The following is a 16,473-nucleotide window of genomic DNA, read 5'->3' as shown; positions in this document are numbered from 1 at the left end:
CACAGCCGGTACATCATTTACCGGGCGCGTGGCGACGCGTTCAACGTCAGAACCGGTCAGCAAGGTCGCGGCGCGCCTGCATCGCCAACCCGAACGAGCGCTTGCGCGCGCCATGGTCGTAGATGTTGGCGGTCAGCAGCAGTTCGTCGGGCTTGTGGCGTGCGGCGAACGCGGCCATGCCTTCGCTGACCTGGCGCTGGTCGCCGACCACCGCGCAGGCCAGCGCGTTCTGCACGCCGATCTTCTCGTGCGGCTGCCAGAAGGCTTCGATGTCGTCGATCGGCGGTGGAATCAGGCCCGGCAGGCCGCGACGCAGGTTGACGAAGCTCTGCTGCTGGGTGGTGAACAGGCGCTTGGCCTCGGCTTCGGATTCGGCCGCCACCACGTTCAGGCCCAGCACCGCGTACGGCGCGGTAAGGTACTGCGAGGCGCGGAACTCGCGGCGATACACCGCCAGCGCTTCGTCCATCGCATCCGGGGCGAAATGCGAAGCGAAGGCGAACGGCAGGCCCATTGCCGCCGCCAAGCGTGCACTGAACAGGCTGGAGCCCAGCAGCCACACCGGCACCGGGATGCCCGCGCCGGGGACCGCGCGCACGGCCTGCCCGGGCTGCGCCGGCTCGAAATAGTGAAGCAGCTCGCGCACGTCCTGCGGGAACTGGTCGGCGCTGTCGAAGTAGCGTCGCAGGGCGCGTGCGGTGGGCTGGTCGGTGCCCGGCGCGCGGCCCAGGCCGAGATCGATGCGGTCCGGGTACAGCGAGGCGAGCGTGCCGAACTGTTCGGCCACCTGCAGCGGGGAGTGGTTCGGCAGCATGATCCCGCCAGCCCCGACGCGGATGCGCTGGGTGCCGCCGGCCACGTGGCCGATCAGCACCGCAGTGGCGGCGCTGGCGATGCCTGGCATGTTGTGGTGCTCGGCCAGCCAGTAGCGGTGGAAGCCCCAGCCTTCTGCGTGCTGGGCCAGGTCGAGCATGTTGGCAAAGGCCTGGGTGGTATCGCTGCCCTCGCAGACCGGGGCCAGATCAAGAATCGACAGTTGCATGGGGCGTTCCATCAAAGGTTATCCCCTGTTGATGGGGGCGCCGGTCGAAGGACACCATGGCCGCTGGCGGAATGCTGATTCCCGCGCCATATCAATCCGCGGCCTGGTCAACCAGCGGCTTCAATTCCGCGTCGAGGGCCACGCGTTCATCGAACACGAAACAGCGGCCGTCGTAGCCTTCGCCACCCACGGCCTCGAAGTAGCCGAGGATGCCGCCGTCCAGCTGCAGCACGTTGTCCATGCCATCGTTGCGCATCCACAGCGCGGCCTTCTCGCAGCGGATGCCACCGGTGCAGAAGCTGACCACGGTGCTGTCACGCAACGCGTCGCGGTGCGGGGCCAGTGCCTCGGGCAGGTCGGTGAACTTTGTTATCGGCAGCACCAGCGCATCCTGGAAGGTGCCGTACTCGATTTCCTGGGTATTGCGGGTATCGAGCATGACCACCGGCTTGCCGTCATCGTCATGGCCCTGGCGCAGCCAGCGCTGCACCGTGGCCGGGTCCACCGAGGGGGCGCGTGGATAGGCCAGCGGCTGGCCGTCGTCGATGCGGAAGCTGATGATCTCCGGCTTGACCTTGGCCTTGAGCCGGGCGAACGGCTGCATCCGGCTGTAGCTGGTCTTCACCCGCAGCCCCTCGAAGCGCGGATCGGCGCGCAGCGCGGCGTAGAAGCCGTCGATGCCGGCTTCAGGGCCGGCCAGGAACAGGTTGATGCCCTCGCCCGCCACCAGCACGGTGCCACGCAGTGCGGCCGCCTCGGCGCGCGCCAGCAGCGTGGAACACAGCGCGTCCGGGACGGCGATCGGGGTGAAGTGATAGGCGGCGGTATTGGCGATCATCCGCCCATTTTACCCGGGCCCCGCCCCACCCGCCCAACCGGGCATTCAGCCGCGCAGCAGCACGAACGGCAGCAGTACCAGCGCGGCGGCCACCAGCATGCCGGCCAGCACCGCCACCACGAACAGCGGGCGGCGCCGCAGCAGCGTGCCGAAGGTTTCGGCGCTGCCGTCGGCCAGCGCGGCCTGGCGCTCGGCGCGGACCCGCTCGCCGCGCGCCTGCTGGTACTCGGCCATCAGGGCCTTGGCCCGGGGCTGGTCGGCGTCGTCGCGGATCCAGATCCCGCCAAAGGAGATTCCCCACGGGCTGGGTTCGGTGCGGTAATGGGCGATGCCCGCCCGGTCCAGCAGGGTGATCACATCCTGGATTTCATCGTCCGCGACATTGCGCAGGTTGAGCAGCAGTTTCGACATGCGCCCATGATAGCGCCCGGCGATGCGCTACCCTTGCGTCCCATTTTCCATCCGGTGCCGCCCATGCGTGCTCTGCCGAAGTTCCTGCTCGTTCCCGCGCTGCTGTCGCTGCTGGCCGCCTGCACCCCGCCCGGCCCGCCGCCGGGTGGCAGCATCGCCGCCTTCGAGAAGATCGACACCCAGCCCGGCACCGGTGCCGAGGCCACCCCGGGCAGCACCATCGTGGTCCATTACACCGGCTGGGTGTACGACGAGAAAGCCGCCGACAAGCACGGCGAAAAGTTCGACAGCTCGGTCGATCGCGGCGAGCCGTTCAGCTTCGGGCTGGGCCAGGGCCGGGTGATCAGAGGCTGGGACGAAGGCTTTGCCGGCATGAAGGTCGGCGGCAAGCGCACCCTGATGATTCCGGCTGACTACGGCTATGGCGCCTCCGGCGCCGGCCCGATCCCGCCGAACGCCTCGCTTGTGTTCGATGTCGAGCTGCTCGACGTCAAGCCGCGCTGAACCGCATGAGCACTCCTGTCCACCCTGCGCGACGCGTGGCGATCATCGGCGGCGGCCCGGCCGGGCTGATGGCGGCCGAGACCGTGCGCGCCGCCGGCCACGCCGTGGACCTGTACGAGGCCAAGGGCTCGCCCGGGCGCAAGTTCCTGATCGCCGGCAAGGGCGGCTTGAACCTCACCCATTCCGATCCGCAGGACGTGTTCGTGTCCCGCTACCGTGAGCGTGCGACCGAGGTCGGCACGTGGCTGGCCGATTTCGACGGCCCCGCACTGCGCGAATGGGCGGCAGGCTTTGGCGTGGAAACCTATGTTGGCACCTCCGGGCGGGTGTTCCCGGTCGACCGCAAGGCCGCCCCGCTGCTGCGTGGCTGGGTGCGGCGGCTCAAGGAACAGGGCGTGCGCTTCCATGTGCAGCACCGCTGGACCGGCTGGCAGAACGACGGTGCGCTGCGCTTCGAGACGCCGGACGGGGCTGCCACGGTGCAGGCCGATGCGGTGGTGCTGGCGATGGGCGGTGGCAGCTGGCCCGAGCTGGGCTCGGATGGTGCGTGGGTGGCGCCGCTGGCCGCACGCGGCATCGACATCGCACCACTGAAACCGGCCAACTGCGGTTTCGACATCGACTGGACGCCCTACTTCCGCGACCGCCAGGCCGGCGCCCCGTTGAAGCCGGTGGTCGCGCACTGGCTCGGGCTGGACGGCCAGGAACACGCGCAGCAGGGTGAGTGCGTGATCACGGCCAATGGCATTGAAGGCAGCCTCATCTACGCGCTTGCCGCGGACCTGCGCGACCGCCTGGCGCGCGATGGCCAGGTGCAGCTGCAGCTGGACCTGTTGCCCGGGCAGACCGAAGCGCAGCTGCTGGACAAGCTGCACAAGCCACGCCAGGGCCGCAGCTTCGGCGAACACCTGCGCCGCCAGCTGGGTCTAAGTGGAGTGAAATCGGCGTTGCTGTTTGAAGTGCTGGGCAAGGACGCCGGCCAGCTGCCGGCCGAAACCATCGCCGCCGCGCTGAAGCGGCTGACGCTGTCGCCGCTGCGGCCGCGACCGATCGACGAGGTGATCAGCACCGCCGGCGGCGTGCGGCTGGAAGCGCTGGATGACACATTGATGCTGCGCGACCTGCCCGGCACGTTCTGCGCCGGGGAGATGCTGGATTGGGAAGCGCCTACCGGCGGGTATCTGTTGACCGCGTGTTTCGCCAGCGGATTGCGGGCCGGGCGTGGTGTGGTGGAGTACCTCGCGCGATGATGCCGCGTACCGACCAACGGTCGGTACCTACCGGTAGCGTACAGGCAGCGGTCGGCACACGCCGGTAGCGCCCGGCGGTTGGTCGGGCGGCGCGACAGCACATCGCGCGTCAGCGCGATTTGCTGTTGCGTAGCGCCTGGATGCGCGCTGGTGGCTGGAACGAGTCGCTGCGTGCATCCGCCCAGAAGTCGTGGAATACCGCGTGGTCGGGCACCCGGCGCAGCAGTTCGCCCGGGGTGAGGTAGCGGTACAGCGAGGCCAGCGAGCGGATCTCCACCGGCGACACGCGGCGCACGATGTGTTCCGGGCCCAGTTCGGCCGGATGTTGCAGGCCGGCCGCGCATAGCAGGTCGCGCAGCGCACGCAGGGTGTTCTCGTGGTAGTTGTGCACGCGGGTGGCCTTGTCGGCCGGGTCCAGGTGCCGCCAGCGGTTCGGGTTCTGGGTGGCGATGCCGGTCGGGCAGCGGTCGCTGTGGCAGCTCAGCGACTGGATGCAGCCCAGCGCGAACATGAACCCCCGCCCGGCATTGCACCAGTCCGCGCCCAGCGCGATGGTGCGCGCGATCTCGAAGGCACTGCTGACCTTGCCCGCCGCCCCGACCCGGATACGGTCGCGCAGGTCCAGCCCGACCAGCGTGTTGTGGACCAGCAACAGCGCTTCATGCATCGGCACGCCGACATGGTCGATGAACTCGGCCGGCGCCGCGCCGGTGCCGCCTTCGGCACCGTCGACCACGATGAAATCCGGCAGCAGCCCGGTTTCCTGCATTGCCTTGGCGATGCCGAACCATTCCCACGGGTGGCCGATGGCCAGCTTGAAACCGACCGGCTTGCCACCGGACAGCGCGCGCAGGCGCACCACGAACTGCAGCAGTTCCACCGGCGTGTTGAACGCCGAGTGCTTCGACGGCGACACGCAGTCCACGCCCATCGGTACGCCGCGGGTGGCGGAGATCTCGGCGCTGACCTTGGCGGCCGGCAACACCCCGCCGTGGCCGGGCTTGGCGCCCTGCGACAGCTTGATCTCGATCATCTTCACCTGGTCGGTGTTGGCGTTGGCGACGAAACGCTCTTCGCTGAAACCGCCGTGCTCATCGCGGCAGCCGAAATAGCCGGAGCCGATTTCCCAGACCAGGTCGCCGCCCATCTCGCGGTGGTAGGGCGAAATCGAGCCTTCGCCGGTGTCATGGTAGAAACCGCCACGGCGCGCGCCTTCGTTGAGCGCACGGATCGCATTGGCCGACAGCGAGCCGAAGCTCATGGCCGAGATGTTGAACACGCTGGCCGAATATGGCTTGGCGCAGTTGGGCCCGATCAGCACGCGGAAGTCGTGGTCGGCCACCTCGGTCGGCGCCAGCGAATGGTTGATCCATTCGTAGTCCACCGCGTAGGTGCTGCGCAGCGTGCCGAACGGCACCACGTCCATTTCGTTCTTGGAGCGCTGGTAGATCAGCGCGCGTTGCTGGCGCGAGAACGGCACGTCCTCGAGATCGCTCTGCACGAAGTACTGGCGGATTTCCGGGCCGATCGATTCCAGGCCGTAACGGAAATGCGCCATCACCGGGTAGTTGCGGCGCAGCGTGCTGCGCTTCTGCAGCAGGTCCCAGGTGCCCACGATGACCATCGCCGCGCTGATGCCCACGCCCCAGTACCAGGCGGCCCAGTACCCGGCCAGATACAGCGAAACCGGGAGCAACAGGATGGCGAGCACGTAGACCAGGTAACGATGCATGGCTTTCCTCGATCAACAACCGGGTTCGAGTCTACAGCCGGTCGTCGACCACGTCCCGTGGCCAGACCGACTTCACGTCGTAGACGATCCCATCCGGCGCCAGCAGCGCGCGGATCCGTGCGGTGTCCATCGCGCGGAAGCGGTCATGCGCCACCGCCAGCACCACCGCGTCGTAGCCCTGCGGGTCAGGCTGTTCCACCCACTGCACACCGCTGCCTTCCAGCGTGGCCGGACCGACCCACGGGTCCTGCACCTGCACCTGCGCGCCGCTGGACTGCAGGGCCTGGGCCAGTTCCAGCGCGCGGCTGTTGCGCAGGTCCGGGCAGTTCTCCTTGAAGGTCACTCCCAGCACCAGCACGCGTGCGCCCTGCGGTGCCTTGCCGCGGCTGGCCAGCAGCGCCAGCACGCGTTGCGCCACGTGCGCGCCGACGCGGTTGTTGACCTGCCGCGCGGTGTGGATCAGGTCCGGGTGGTAGCCCACGCTTTCGGATTTGTGCAGAAGGTAGTACGGATCCACGCCGATGCAGTGGCCACCGACCAGGCCGGGGCGGAACGGCAGGAAGTTCCATTTGCTGCCGGCGGCATCCAGTACATCCTGGGTATCGATGCCGAGCCGGTCGAAGATCAGTGCCAGCTCGTTGACCAGCGCGATGTTGACGTCGCGCTGGATGTTCTCGATCACCTTGGCCGCTTCGGCCACGCGGATCGACGGTGCCGGCCAGGTGCCCGCAGTGATGATGCGCGCGTACAACGCATCGACAAGCGCGGCGATCTCCGGGGTGGACCCGGAGGTGATCTTGCGGATGTCGGGCAGGCGCCGCTGGCGGTCGCCCGGGTTGATCCGTTCCGGGCTGTAGCCGCAGTGGAAGTCCTGGTTGAAGCGCAGCCCGGAGCCGGCTTCCAGCAGCGGCACGCAGACCTCTTCGGTGGTGCCGGGGTAGACGGTGGATTCGTAGATCACCAGGTCGCCGGGCTTGAGCACGCTGCCGATCAGGATGCTCGCGTCGCGCAGCGGGCCAAGATCCGGCTGTTCGTGTGCGTCGATCGGGGTGGGCACGGTCACGATGTAAACGGTGCACGCGGCAAGGTCGGCCGGGTCGACGCTGTAGCGCGCCTGCACCGCAGCGGCGAGTTCGTCCGCCGACATTTCCAGGGTGTGGTCGCGGCCCTGCTGCAGTTCGGCCACGCGCGCATGGTCGATGTCGTAGCCGAGCGTGGGCAGCTGCGCGCCGAACGCCACCGTCAACGGCAGGCCGACATAGCCCAGCCCGATCACGCCGATGCGTGCCTGTGCGGCGCGGTCGGCCGCCGTCATCCGGCCAGCCCCGCAGGCGCACGCAGGCGCGGCAGCAGGTACGCGGGGGAATGATCGATCATGCGGGGGCACCACCAGGAAACAGTTGCGACAAGCCTAACGCGGCAGGCGCTGCGCCACAAAGAACAAAGCCGCCGCCCGCGGAGAGTACGGACGACGGCCAACAAGTGGTCCAGCTGCGGTTACTTCCCTTTCAGACAACCCCGGGGCATACCCCGGACCGGTCACAGCTGGTAGACACATGGTACGAAGCGGACTGTGATCTTTGTGTTACGAGCGACGCCACTCACGAGCCCAGCGTCACGGCTGCGGGTTCGAGTTCGCCGGAGACGCCGGTCCATACCTCGAGCAGACGCGCGAAGCCGACCCGGCGCTGGCCATCCACGGGCGCGGAAGCGGCGAACCCCGTCCAGTCGGCATCGATGATCGCGCTCATCACGTCCGGGTCGATGCGGGCAGAGGCCATCGTCCAGCGCGGGAAATGACGCGTGCCGACCTCGCCGCGTGCCAGTTCGCGCATCTGCTGGTGGCTGCGCGCGTTGATCACGCGCTGCTCGACCGGGGCTACGCCATCATCCGGGCCCTCGATGTACTGCAGGAAGCGCCGGCCATCGAACATCAGTACGCTGGTCACACCGGCCACGCGGTTGAAGTTGGAGGCCTCGGCGAGGATGCGGTCGATGCCCGGACCGTCGATGCCGTCGACTGCCTCGCTTACATAGGCGAACGCCTGCAACGCCATATGCACCCCCCGGTGAAGTCCACATGACTATGCCATGAAGATCGCGGGGGTGAAAAGATGGTTTTCCGGCTCAGGGCGACTCGACGTGGTAGCCGGCCTGGCGCAGCCGCTCGAGATAGCCACCCGGTTCCACCAGGGTGTGCACGGGCACGGTCGCAAAGGTGACCGCGTTGCCGGCCAGCGCTGTGCGTGCCGCGCCCATCCACTTCTCCGCCGCGCGTGCATCCAGGTTGGTCATGCCACGCCGGCGCCCCAGCTCGCTGTCGGCAATTGCGCCGACACAGGCGTCGTACTGGCTCTTCAAGGCCAACTGCTGGAGCGCGTCGATATCCCCTGCCGCCCAGGCGTTGGCGCGCTCGACCAGCAGCGGCATCTGGTGTTCAACCACGTCCAGCGTCCGCTGCAGGCAGGCCACGTCCTGCAGCGGGCTGGCGCGCACTTCCTTCAGTGCGGCGCGCGGATCGTCCACCTTGACCTCCACCCGGGTCACCACGGGCGTCAGGCCGCGGGCCTTGTACGCCTTTTCAAGCAGCTTGCCCACGCCGGATCGGGGACTGAGCCCGACCTCGTCGAGGGCAGCCACGTACAGCCGCGTGGCGGCCACCAGCGGGCGGTCCTTCTCCACCCCATTGCCGCGCCCAAGGTAACGGGCCTTCAACGGCTGCCAGCGCGCATACAGCTCCGGCGGCAGAATCTCCTGCAGTCGCCTGCCCTGCGGGTCGTGCTGCGCCTTCATGGCCGAGGGCAGCAGGGTGAGCCGGCTGAAAAAGCCGACATCGGCATCCAGCGTCCAGCCCGGCGGCCCCAACACGGCATCGGCGCTGGCGATGACCGCCTTGACCTCGTCGGCGCGCCAGTCCAGCCTGGCCGGCAGCGGCGATACCGTGCCCAGGATCCACAACGTGTGGCCCTGCGCATTGGTGACCCGCCACATGCCCGGCCCGGGCTGCACGCCGGAGACCACCACCGGCGCCAGGTCGACCACCTCGGGCGGTGCCTGCTGCGCCCTGCCTTCGGGCACACCCGCACAGGCCAGCCACACCAGCAACGCGCCTGCTGCTGCCCTCTTCGCCATGCCTGTCCACCTTCCTGTGCGCCTGCCGTGCAGCGTACGGCGCGCATCGCAGCGGCGTAAACCGTGCCTCAAGTACCGGTGCCGATCAGCCCGGGTCCGGTGCCTGCCGATAGGGCTCTTCAAACGGGCGGAAATCGTGCTCGTCCAGCGCCGCCGCGATCCATGCCTGCACGCCCGGCAGCGCCCGCACCTGCTGCATGTAGGCGGCAACGCGTGGCGACACCGGCACGGCGTAGGTGTGCAGGCGCATCACCACCGGCGCGAAGAACGCATCGGCGATGCTGAAACGATCGAACAGCAGCGGGCCCTCGTGACGCGCCAGCAACCGCTCCCAGAGCGCCTGCAGACGCTGCAGGTCGGCCACCACATCCGGCTGCTCGCGCAGTACCCGCGCCCCGACCTCGGGAAGCAGTGCCTCGATGTTCATCGGGAAATGCGAGCGCAACGCGCCGAACCCGCTGTGCATGGCGGCGGTCGCGCTGCGGGCCAGCGCACGTTCGCTGGTCTGCTGCGGCCACAACGCCGATTCCGGAAACCGTTCGGCCAGGTACTCGGCGATGGCCAGTGAATCCCAGACGACCAGTGCGCCATCGACCAGCACCGGCACGGTGCCCGAGGGCGACAACGCCTCGGCGCTGCGCTTGAACTGCGAGTCCGGGTCGAAGCTGTCAAAGCGCAGCACGACCTCGTCGAAGGGAATGCCGGCCTGGGTCATCAGCACCCACGGCCGCATCGACCACGAGGAGTAGTTCTTGTTGCCGATGTGCAGTTTCAGCATATGCAGAATGGCCCGGAGCAGGAAAGCCTGATGCTAGCGCCCCCTAGGATTCCGCTACAATCCCTCCGCAGCGCCGCCCGGATGGCGAAACTGGTAGACGCATCGGACTTAAAATCCGCCGGGGGCAACCCCATGCCGGTTCGATTCCGGCTCCGGGCACCACCTCAGATCGCCCGCGAATAGCGCACCGGCTGTTCGGGCTGGGCCAGGTAACGGTCAAAGCACATCGCCAGCAGGCGCAGCAATGGACGCCCGCGCGCGGTGGCGCGCACCACGCCGTCGCGGAACTCGGCCAGGCCGTCGGCCTCCAGCGCCGTCAATGCGGTGAGCGCATCGGCGAAGTACTGGTCGAAATCGACACCATGGCGTGCCCCCAGCGCGCGGCCATCCACCTCGCCCTGGCACATCAGCTGGTTGATCAGCGCGGCGCGCAGCGCATCGTCCGCATCCAGGGTCAGCCCCCGCCACACCGGCAGGCGCCCGGCATCCACCGCCGTTTCCCAGCCCGGCAGGTCGCGCGGGTTCTGGCTGTAGCAGTTGCCGATGCGGCTGATCGCGCTGGCGCCCAGCCCGACCAGGTCGGTCTGCGCGTGGGTGGTGTACCCCATGAAGTTGCGGTGCAGCTGGCCGGCGCGCTGGGCGCGGGACAGGTTCTCTTCCGGCAGTGCGAAGTGATCCATGCCGATGTACTGGTACCCGGCCAGCGACAGCCGACGCACCGCCAGGCCGAGCAGCGCCAGCTTCTGTTCCGGGCTGGGCAGCGCGGCATCGGGGATCTGCCGCTGCGCCTTGAACAGGTTCGGCAGGTGCGCATAGCCGTAGATCGCCAACCGGTCGGGGCGTTCGCGCAGCACCGTTTCCAGGGTGCGCGCGAAGCCCTCCAGGGTCTGGTGCGGCAGGCCATAGATCAGGTCCACGTTGACCGAGCGCAGGCCATGCTCGCGGCACGCACGCAACACCTCCAGCGTGGCCTCCACGCCCTGCTCGCGGTTGATCGCGCGCTGTACCACCGGGTCGAAATCCTGGATGCCCAGGCTCGCCCGGTTGAAGCCCAACGCGCCCAACCGGGCGATGTCCTCGCGGGTGACGAAGCGCGGATCGAGCTCGATCGAGAAGTCGCGATCGGCCGAGGTGCTGAACGAAAAGCGCTGACCCAGGCCCTCGATCAGCTCGCGCATCTGGGTCGCGGCGAGGAAGTTCGGGGTGCCACCGCCGAGGTGCAGCTGCACCACTTCGCGCGAGGCGTCGAACAGCGGTGCGATCAGGTCGGCTTCGCTGAGCACGCGCGCGACATACGCCACGCCCTTGCCATGGTCGCGGGTGATCACCCGGTTGCAGCCACAGTAGAAGCAAGGGCTGCTGCAGTACGGCACATGCACGTACAGCGACAGCGGCAGCGCTTCGGCATTGCTGGCCGCGATCGCGGCACGCAGCCCATGCTCATCGAAGCCGTCGTGGAAATGCGGCGCGGTGGGATAGGAGGTGTAGCGCGGGCCGGGCCGGTCGTGACGACGCAGCAGGTCCGGGTCGAAGTGCCAGGCAAGCCCGGCGGCGGCAGGCGAAAGGGTATCCATGGCCCAAGCGTGCGCGCCCGCGCGCGGCGCCGCATTGAGCCAGATCAATCCAGGCGCGGTCTTCCGGCGAGCGGCAGTTCGGGCCAGCGCTGCATCTGGATGCGCCGCCAGAAGGTGTCGGCGATGCGCGTGGCCACGTCGTCGGCCAGCTGCTGCATGGGCGGGTTGCCCAGTTCGGCGGTGGTGCGCCGGAACAGCAGCAGCCAGCGGTCGAACAGCGCGCGCTCCAGCTCGGGCATGGCCATGTGCTTGGACATCGGGTTGCCGTTGAAGCGGCGGGTGCCGCGCAGCATGGCCGACCAGAAATCCACCAGCTGGGCCAGATGCACGTCCCACGCGTGGATGCGCGCCTCGAACACCGGGCCCAGCTGCTCGTCCTGGCGCACGCGGGCGTAGAAGTCGTGCACCAGGCGGGTGACTTCCTGCTCGCTGCACAGCGCCAGGGAGGCGGCAGGCAGCACGGGGGCGACGGACGAGGACATGCGGTCATGATGCTACGCCGCCTTGATCAGGATCAATGTGGCGTGCTGTCGCAGGGCCTACCGTGCAGGCCATGGACACGCTGAACGCCCCGCCTGGCAACCGCCGCCGCTTGCTGATCCAGCAGTGGGGTGCGGTGCTGTGGCCGAGCTTTGTCGCCGCCGGGCTGGCCTGCGCGGTGTTTTTCGCCTTCGTGGATCCGTTGCGCCTGCGCGACATCACCTTTCCGGACCAGGCGCTGAGTCGCGAACTGGGCTACACGCTGGGCTTCTTCATGTTCTGGTCGGTCACCGCTGCCGCCAGCGCGGTCACCGGCTACCTGCTGCGGCCGCGGCCGCGCGATGACGACGAGCTGCCGCTGGGATGACGCCGGCTGCGCCCCCTGCCCTGCGCTGGCGCGCCCTGGTATGGGCAGCGCTGCTCATGCTGTTCTACGCCCTGCCCTGGCTGCGCTGGAACGGGCGGCAGGCGCTGCTGTTCGACCTGCCGGCGCGTCGCTTCGACCTGTTCGGGCTGACCCTGTGGCCGCAGGATGTCGGCGTGCTGTTCGGGCTGGTCGCGGTGCTGGCCTGCACGCTGGTGCTGCTGACCACGATGGCCGGGCGGGTCTGGTGCGGGCATGCCTGCCCGCAGACGTTGTGGAGCGGCCTGTTCCGCTGGATTGAACGCAGCGCCACGCGACGACTGCGGCCGCCGGCCCTGGCCCGCGTGGTCAAACACCTGGCGTGGGCCGCGGTCGCACTATGGACCGGTATCACCTTCGTCGGCCTGTTCAGTCCGATCCAACCGCTGGTGGCCGGCTTCTGGCCGGCCCGCTGGAGCGGCTGGGAAACGTTCTGGGTGCTGTTCTACGCCACGGCCGCGTGGGCCAACGCCGGCTTTCTGCGCGAACAGGTCTGCATCGACCTGTGCCCGTATGCGCGGGTGGCCCCGATGCTGTGCGATGCCGACACCCCGAAGGTCTGCTACGACGCCCGACGCGCCGAACCGCGCGGCGCCCGCCAGCGTGGACAAGGTTCGGTGCAGCAACGCGGTCGTGGCATGCTCGATCCGACCAGTGCCAGCGACTACGCCTTCCGTGCGGCGCATCCGGCCTTGGCCGGCCCGCCGCCGCGCTTCGCCGATGACCGGCTCGGCGATTGCCTGGACTGCGGTGCCTGCGTCCAGGTGTGCCCCATGCAGCTGGACGTGCGCGCCGGGCCGCAGCCGGACTGCATCGCCTGTGGCGCGTGCGTGGATGCCTGCGATGCGCAGATGCGCGCGTGGCGGTTTCCGAGCGGGTTGGTCCAGCTGGCCAGCGAAAACGAGATGCAGGGCAGGCCGCGACGGTGGCTTCGTCCGCGCACGCTGGCGGCACTGCTCAGCCTGGCCGCGCTGCTCGGTATCGGGCTGCATTACCTGTAACCGCCATCCCCGGGCGGTTGACCTCAGCGCGTGCGGTTGTCGGGCGGCGGCACCATCTGCGCGCGCCGGACAATGCCGAGCTGTTCAATGATCAGGGCCAGTTCGTTGGTCACCTGGGTGCGGCCGCGGCCCTGCGGCACCAGGCGTTCAAGCACCTGCTGGTAGGTGGTCCAGAACTCCGGCCCACACCCATGCTTGCTGTAGCTGGCCTCCAGCTCGGTGCGGACGCCGTCAGCCAAGTCATTCGCGCCGTATCGCATACGACCTCCCTTGGACCTGCCCTGCATCGAAGACGAGCAATTCCCCCTGCCAGGCTTGCGCCTGTCGCCCCGCCGCTGGGAGGCGGCAGGACTTCACCCACGTTTCACTCCACCCTTTCATGCCCTTCGCGCCAAGTCAACCAATGGTGAACAGGCGATCAACCAGGCCCTGAATGGTTCAGGCACGCCCCTGCCCACGCAGGCAGGATGCCGCGCGGTTGTTGACACCGTGATGTCAGCCCGAGAAGGCCCGGCGGGTGGTCAGCCCCCCATCCGCCAGATGCCATAGGCGCTGATGGCCACGCCGGCGCCCAGTACCATCCAGGACACGCCGTTGAAGCGCTTGAACACCTTGGCCAGGCCGAACGAGAGCACGATCGCCGCCAGCCCAAACCCCAGCACGACCACGCCGCTGACGTTGCTGGGCGAATCCCAGAACGAACCGGGCGCGCCGACGGCTGCAAACCACAAGGCGATATCCATCGAACATCCTCAGCACGAAACGTAACTGCACAGTAGGTGCGCGCTCGTCCGGGCGAGGTGAAGGACAGAAACGAAAAACCCCGCCGAAGCAGGGTTTGTCGAACTACTGGAGGCCTGGGTCGGAATTGAACCGGCGTACGCGGATTTGCAGTCCGCTGCATGACCACTCTGCCACCAGGCCGGTGACCTTATAAAACAAGACCCCGAGAACGGGGCCTGGTCAGGATTTGGAGCGGGAAACGAGACTCGAACTCGCGACCTCAACCTTGGCAAGGTTGCGCTCTACCAACTGAGCTATTCCCGCAAAATCAGGCGCATATGTTACCGGAACCGCGGGTAACACACCAGCCTTTTTACACTTCATCGCCGCGTGCCACCGCGGAGAAAAACAAGGCCCCTGGGGGGCCCTGTCGAAATCTGGAGCGGGAAACGAGACTCGAACTCGCGACCTCAACCTTGGCAAGGTTGCGCTCTACCAACTGAGCTATTCCCGCAGTGTTGCTGCGTCCTGCGACCGGCACCTGCGTCGAAGGAGCGCTATTGTGTCGGGATTCCTTCACGTCGTCAACAGGTTTATGCAGCGGTATTCAGCCGTACAGGCGCATGCCGCGACGATGAAAATAGACCTGTTCGGCCACCCGCCGCAGCAGGCGGGACTGCAGCAGAAGATCCAGCGGCCAATCCGCCTGCAGGTGGTCCATGGCCCAGCGCAACACCCGTTTGCGCCGGAACGTGGGCGCGGCGCGGACGGCGACGCTTTCGGCCGCAGGCCCCCTGCCGCGCAGGTGGCGGGCCACCGCATCGCCAACCGTCCAGCCATGCCGCCAGGCCGAATGGATGCCACCGGCCGACAGCGGCGAGACGATACCGGCCGCATCGCCAGTGAGGATCACGCCCGGCGCCGCGATTGGCCCGCGTGCGAGCCCGCAGGGGACCAGCCCGGCGCGGGTCGCGCTGGGGCGAGCCGCTTCGGGCAGTCCGATCACGCTGCGGATGTGCGCCAGGAAACCCGCCAGGTCCGGCTGGCGCGCATGCGCGGGGTCGTGGCGCAGCGCAAGCCCGATCTGCACACCGGTCGGGTTCTGTGCTGCCCAGCCGATGTAGCCGGGCGCGAAGCGACGGCTGGCGAAGCAGTGCAGCGCGCCACCTTCTGGCAGCTGCAGGCCGGCAAATTCCTGCTCGATCCCGAACAGGGTGTCGTGCACCCGCCCCAGCCCGGTGCGCTGGGCCACGCGCGAACGGGCGCCGTCAGCGCCCACCAGGTAGCGCGTGCGCCCTGCCCCGGCCACCTGCCAGCCCTCGCCATCGCGCACGGCCTCGGTGAAAGACTGCTGCAGGCGAAGCTCGACACCATGCGCAGGCAGTTCGGCTGCCAGCCAGCGCATCAGGTTCGGCGTGTCGGTGGTCATGAAGTAGTAGCCCGGTGCGGCCAGCTGCACGCTGCGCAGGTTCGGCGCATACAGGCGCACGCGTTCCACGCGTTGCAGCAGTGCGGGCGGAATGCGCTGCAGCCAGGTCTGTTCAACGACCTCTTTGACCAGGATGCCGGTGGTATGCAGGCGCGCGCCTGGATCTTCCTTGCGTTCCAGCACGAATACGCGCAGGCCGAATTCGGCAGCGGCCAGTGCGCAGGCGGCGCCGGCGAAACTGGCGCCGACCACGACCAGGTCCCAGTCGTATGCGGCGTTGGGGGTGTTCATTGCGATGCATTCCTGCGGATGCGGGCGCACAGGATCGCGGCGGCAGGCGGGGCGGCCATGAAGTGCCGGTGAAGCGGGAATGAAGCGCGGCCACCAACGAAAAAAGCGACCCGAGGGTCGCTTTTTTCTTGAATCTGGAGCGGGAAACGAGACTCGAACTCGCGACCTCAACCTTGGCAAGGTTGCGCTCTACCAACTGAGCTATTCCCGCTTGGGAGGCGAAATTCTACAGCCAAACGCGGTGCTGTCAACAGCCCTCAGCCCTTCTTTTTCAGGCGCGCGGTTTCACGTGCGGCGCGTTCGTCCTCACGCAGGCTCGGCCACGCCGCATGCAGGTACTGCAGGCCGGAGAACAGGGTGAGTACCGCAGCGATCGCCAGGGTCCAGTCGCCGACATGGAATACCGGTTCGCCCATCCAGATATCGGACACCGGCGTGTTCGGCGCCACCGAATACAACAGGCACAGCAGCGCGACCATCTGCGCGGTGGTCTTGATCTTGCCGATCAGGGCCACCCGCACCTTCGCGCGCTGGCCGATTTCAGCCATCCATTCGCGCAGTGCCGACACCGCGATTTCGCGGCCGACGATGACGGCGGCCCAGAATGCCATCCACGGCGTGGGGTGGCCCTGCACGATCAGGAACAGCGCCACGGCCACCATCAGCTTGTCAGCAACCGGGTCCAGGAAGGCGCCGAACGCCGAGGCCAGGTCGTAGCGGCGGGCGATCCAGCCATCCAGCCAATCGGTCAGCGCGGCGATGCCGAAGATCGCCGCCGAGGCGAAATTGGTCCAGGTGTAGGGAAGGTAGAACACCAGCACCAGCACCGGGATCATCACGATCCGCAGCAACGTCAGCCAGGTGGGGAGGGTCAACTTCATTGCG

18 protein-coding genes and 5 tRNA genes are annotated in these 16,473 nt (G+C 68.0%); 5 read left to right on the top strand and 18 right to left on the bottom strand.

Annotation, left to right across the window (positions count from 1 at the left end; all coding sequences use genetic code 11):
* Positions 1-46: 46 nt before the first annotated feature.
* The 3 genes from AC06E7_RS14590 to AC06E7_RS14580 all read right to left on the bottom strand — a co-directional run bounded on the left by AC06E7_RS14590 (position 47) and on the right by AC06E7_RS14580 (position 2,291).
* Positions 47-1,042: an LLM class flavin-dependent oxidoreductase gene (locus AC06E7_RS14590; RefSeq protein WP_095364041.1), complete on the bottom strand. Its 996-nt coding sequence runs from the start codon at positions 1,040-1,042 to the stop codon at positions 47-49.
* A 91-nt stretch (positions 1,043-1,133) separates the two neighbouring features.
* A complete protein-coding gene (locus tag AC06E7_RS14585; RefSeq protein WP_478065154.1) occupies positions 1,134-1,880 on the bottom strand; it encodes a sulfurtransferase in 747 nt (248 codons plus the stop codon).
* Positions 1,881-1,925: 45 nt separating this feature from the next.
* The gene (locus AC06E7_RS14580; RefSeq protein ID WP_068850799.1) at positions 1,926-2,291 is read right to left on the bottom strand and encodes a DUF6164 family protein; all 366 of its coding nucleotides are present in this window, start codon (positions 2,289-2,291) and stop codon (positions 1,926-1,928) included.
* A gap of 63 nt (positions 2,292-2,354) precedes the next feature.
* Here AC06E7_RS14580 and AC06E7_RS14575 point away from each other — a divergent pair, with 63 nt between their 5' ends.
* Together AC06E7_RS14575 and AC06E7_RS14570 are read left to right on the top strand one after the other, a co-directional pair.
* On the top strand, positions 2,355-2,795 hold the full coding sequence (locus AC06E7_RS14575) for an FKBP-type peptidyl-prolyl cis-trans isomerase (RefSeq protein WP_068850796.1): 441 nt from the start codon (positions 2,355-2,357) through the stop codon (positions 2,793-2,795).
* A gap of 5 nt (positions 2,796-2,800) precedes the next feature.
* Positions 2,801-4,045, top strand: coding sequence for a TIGR03862 family flavoprotein (locus tag AC06E7_RS14570; protein ID WP_478065153.1), 1,245 nt, complete (start codon positions 2,801-2,803; stop codon positions 4,043-4,045).
* Between the two features lie 109 nt (positions 4,046-4,154).
* Here the strand turns inward: AC06E7_RS14570 and AC06E7_RS14565 are convergent, their stop codons facing one another.
* The 5 genes from AC06E7_RS14565 to AC06E7_RS14545 form a co-directional block, all read right to left on the bottom strand.
* Positions 4,155-5,777, bottom strand: coding sequence for an FMN-binding glutamate synthase family protein (locus AC06E7_RS14565; RefSeq protein WP_478065152.1), 1,623 nt, complete (start codon positions 5,775-5,777; stop codon positions 4,155-4,157).
* Between the two features lie 31 nt (positions 5,778-5,808).
* The gene (locus AC06E7_RS14560; RefSeq protein WP_068850786.1) at positions 5,809-7,092 is read right to left on the bottom strand and encodes a nucleotide sugar dehydrogenase; all 1,284 of its coding nucleotides are present in this window, start codon (positions 7,090-7,092) and stop codon (positions 5,809-5,811) included.
* A 286-nt stretch (positions 7,093-7,378) separates the two neighbouring features.
* Positions 7,379-7,834, bottom strand: a complete 456-nt coding sequence (locus AC06E7_RS14555) for a BLUF domain-containing protein (protein WP_249834047.1) — start codon at positions 7,832-7,834, stop codon at positions 7,379-7,381.
* Between the two features lie 70 nt (positions 7,835-7,904).
* Positions 7,905-8,909: a TraB/GumN family protein gene (locus AC06E7_RS14550; RefSeq protein ID WP_093534076.1), complete on the bottom strand. Its 1,005-nt coding sequence runs from the start codon at positions 8,907-8,909 to the stop codon at positions 7,905-7,907.
* Between the two features lie 85 nt (positions 8,910-8,994).
* Positions 8,995-9,687, bottom strand: coding sequence for a glutathione S-transferase family protein (locus tag AC06E7_RS14545; RefSeq protein WP_478065151.1), 693 nt, complete (start codon positions 9,685-9,687; stop codon positions 8,995-8,997).
* 75 nt (positions 9,688-9,762) lie between these two features.
* Here AC06E7_RS14545 and AC06E7_RS14540 point away from each other — a divergent pair.
* Positions 9,763-9,849 (top strand) — tRNA-Leu (locus AC06E7_RS14540).
* 2 nt (positions 9,850-9,851) lie between these two features.
* Here the strand turns inward: AC06E7_RS14540 and hemN are convergent.
* Both hemN and AC06E7_RS14530 read right to left on the bottom strand, forming a co-directional pair.
* Complete coding sequence (gene hemN / locus AC06E7_RS14535) at positions 9,852-11,261, bottom strand: oxygen-independent coproporphyrinogen III oxidase (protein ID WP_478065150.1); 1,410 nt, start codon at positions 11,259-11,261, stop codon at positions 9,852-9,854.
* 44 nt (positions 11,262-11,305) lie between these two features.
* Positions 11,306-11,743 (bottom strand): group III truncated hemoglobin, encoded by a 438-nt coding sequence (locus AC06E7_RS14530; RefSeq protein WP_184124137.1) that lies wholly within the window; start codon positions 11,741-11,743, stop codon positions 11,306-11,308.
* 71 nt (positions 11,744-11,814) lie between these two features.
* Between AC06E7_RS14530 and AC06E7_RS14525 the strand changes: the two genes are divergently transcribed.
* Both AC06E7_RS14525 and AC06E7_RS14520 read left to right on the top strand, forming a co-directional pair.
* Positions 11,815-12,108, top strand: a complete 294-nt coding sequence (locus AC06E7_RS14525) for a hypothetical protein (protein ID WP_414715901.1) — start codon at positions 11,815-11,817, stop codon at positions 12,106-12,108.
* Positions 12,105-13,145 carry a 4Fe-4S dicluster domain-containing protein gene (locus tag AC06E7_RS14520; RefSeq protein ID WP_478065149.1) on the top strand — a complete coding sequence of 347 codons (1,041 nt, stop codon included), beginning with the start codon at positions 12,105-12,107 and terminating at the stop codon, positions 13,143-13,145. Before AC06E7_RS14525 ends, AC06E7_RS14520 begins: the two co-directional genes overlap by 4 nt.
* Before the next feature lie 23 nt (positions 13,146-13,168).
* Here AC06E7_RS14520 and AC06E7_RS14515 read toward each other — a convergent pair whose 3' ends face one another.
* The 8 genes from AC06E7_RS14515 to pgsA form a co-directional block, all read right to left on the bottom strand.
* Positions 13,169-13,405, bottom strand: a complete 237-nt coding sequence (locus AC06E7_RS14515) for a hypothetical protein (RefSeq protein ID WP_068850770.1) — start codon at positions 13,403-13,405, stop codon at positions 13,169-13,171.
* Between the two features lie 261 nt (positions 13,406-13,666).
* Complete coding sequence (locus tag AC06E7_RS14510) at positions 13,667-13,888, bottom strand: hypothetical protein (protein ID WP_093534068.1); 222 nt, start codon at positions 13,886-13,888, stop codon at positions 13,667-13,669.
* A gap of 107 nt (positions 13,889-13,995) precedes the next feature.
* Positions 13,996-14,069, bottom strand: a tRNA-Cys gene (locus AC06E7_RS14505).
* A gap of 47 nt (positions 14,070-14,116) precedes the next feature.
* Positions 14,117-14,192, bottom strand: a tRNA-Gly gene (locus AC06E7_RS14500).
* A gap of 114 nt (positions 14,193-14,306) precedes the next feature.
* Positions 14,307-14,382: transfer RNA gene (locus AC06E7_RS14495), tRNA-Gly, on the bottom strand.
* A gap of 93 nt (positions 14,383-14,475) precedes the next feature.
* Positions 14,476-15,588 (bottom strand): NAD(P)/FAD-dependent oxidoreductase, encoded by a 1,113-nt coding sequence (locus AC06E7_RS14490; RefSeq protein WP_478065148.1) that lies wholly within the window; start codon positions 15,586-15,588, stop codon positions 14,476-14,478.
* A gap of 135 nt (positions 15,589-15,723) precedes the next feature.
* A tRNA-Gly gene (locus AC06E7_RS14485) sits at positions 15,724-15,799 on the bottom strand.
* 46 nt (positions 15,800-15,845) lie between these two features.
* On the bottom strand, positions 15,846-16,469 hold the full coding sequence (pgsA, locus tag AC06E7_RS14480) for a CDP-diacylglycerol--glycerol-3-phosphate 3-phosphatidyltransferase (RefSeq protein ID WP_068850761.1): 624 nt from the start codon (positions 16,467-16,469) through the stop codon (positions 15,846-15,848).
* Positions 16,470-16,473: the final 4 nt, after the last annotated feature.

Source organism: Stenotrophomonas sp. Steno-Z4, assembly GCF_056393145.1.
Note: the sequence above shows the minus strand (reverse complement) of the source record. Positions and strands in the feature narration are given on the sequence as shown.

Coding starts and splice junctions, on each gene's coding strand:
- AC06E7_RS14515 (WP_068850770.1), bottom strand. CDS start 13,405: ATGCGATACGGCGCGAATGACTTGGCTGACGGCGTCCGCACCGAGCTG.
- AC06E7_RS14575 (WP_068850796.1), top strand. CDS start 2,355: ATGCGTGCTCTGCCGAAGTTCCTGCTCGTTCCCGCGCTGCTGTCGCTG.
- AC06E7_RS14550 (WP_093534076.1), bottom strand. CDS start 8,909: ATGGCGAAGAGGGCAGCAGCAGGCGCGTTGCTGGTGTGGCTGGCCTGT.
- AC06E7_RS14560 (WP_068850786.1), bottom strand. CDS start 7,092: ATGACGGCGGCCGACCGCGCCGCACAGGCACGCATCGGCGTGATCGGG.
- AC06E7_RS14555 (WP_249834047.1), bottom strand. CDS start 7,834: ATGGCGTTGCAGGCGTTCGCCTATGTAAGCGAGGCAGTCGACGGCATC.
- AC06E7_RS14580 (WP_068850799.1), bottom strand. CDS start 2,291: ATGTCGAAACTGCTGCTCAACCTGCGCAATGTCGCGGACGATGAAATC.
- AC06E7_RS14565 (WP_478065152.1), bottom strand. CDS start 5,777: ATGCATCGTTACCTGGTCTACGTGCTCGCCATCCTGTTGCTCCCGGTT.
- AC06E7_RS14585 (WP_478065154.1), bottom strand. CDS start 1,880: ATGATCGCCAATACCGCCGCCTATCACTTCACCCCGATCGCCGTCCCG.
- AC06E7_RS14590 (WP_095364041.1), bottom strand. CDS start 1,042: ATGCAACTGTCGATTCTTGATCTGGCCCCGGTCTGCGAGGGCAGCGAT.
- pgsA (WP_068850761.1), bottom strand. CDS start 16,469: ATGAAGTTGACCCTCCCCACCTGGCTGACGTTGCTGCGGATCGTGATG.
- AC06E7_RS14490 (WP_478065148.1), bottom strand. CDS start 15,588: ATGAACACCCCCAACGCCGCATACGACTGGGACCTGGTCGTGGTCGGC.
- AC06E7_RS14570 (WP_478065153.1), top strand. CDS start 2,801: ATGAGCACTCCTGTCCACCCTGCGCGACGCGTGGCGATCATCGGCGGC.
- AC06E7_RS14510 (WP_093534068.1), bottom strand. CDS start 13,888: ATGGATATCGCCTTGTGGTTTGCAGCCGTCGGCGCGCCCGGTTCGTTC.
- hemN (WP_478065150.1), bottom strand. CDS start 11,261: ATGGATACCCTTTCGCCTGCCGCCGCCGGGCTTGCCTGGCACTTCGAC.
- AC06E7_RS14530 (WP_184124137.1), bottom strand. CDS start 11,743: ATGTCCTCGTCCGTCGCCCCCGTGCTGCCTGCCGCCTCCCTGGCGCTG.
- AC06E7_RS14545 (WP_478065151.1), bottom strand. CDS start 9,687: ATGCTGAAACTGCACATCGGCAACAAGAACTACTCCTCGTGGTCGATG.
- AC06E7_RS14525 (WP_414715901.1), top strand. CDS start 11,815: ATGGACACGCTGAACGCCCCGCCTGGCAACCGCCGCCGCTTGCTGATC.
- AC06E7_RS14520 (WP_478065149.1), top strand. CDS start 12,105: ATGACGCCGGCTGCGCCCCCTGCCCTGCGCTGGCGCGCCCTGGTATGG.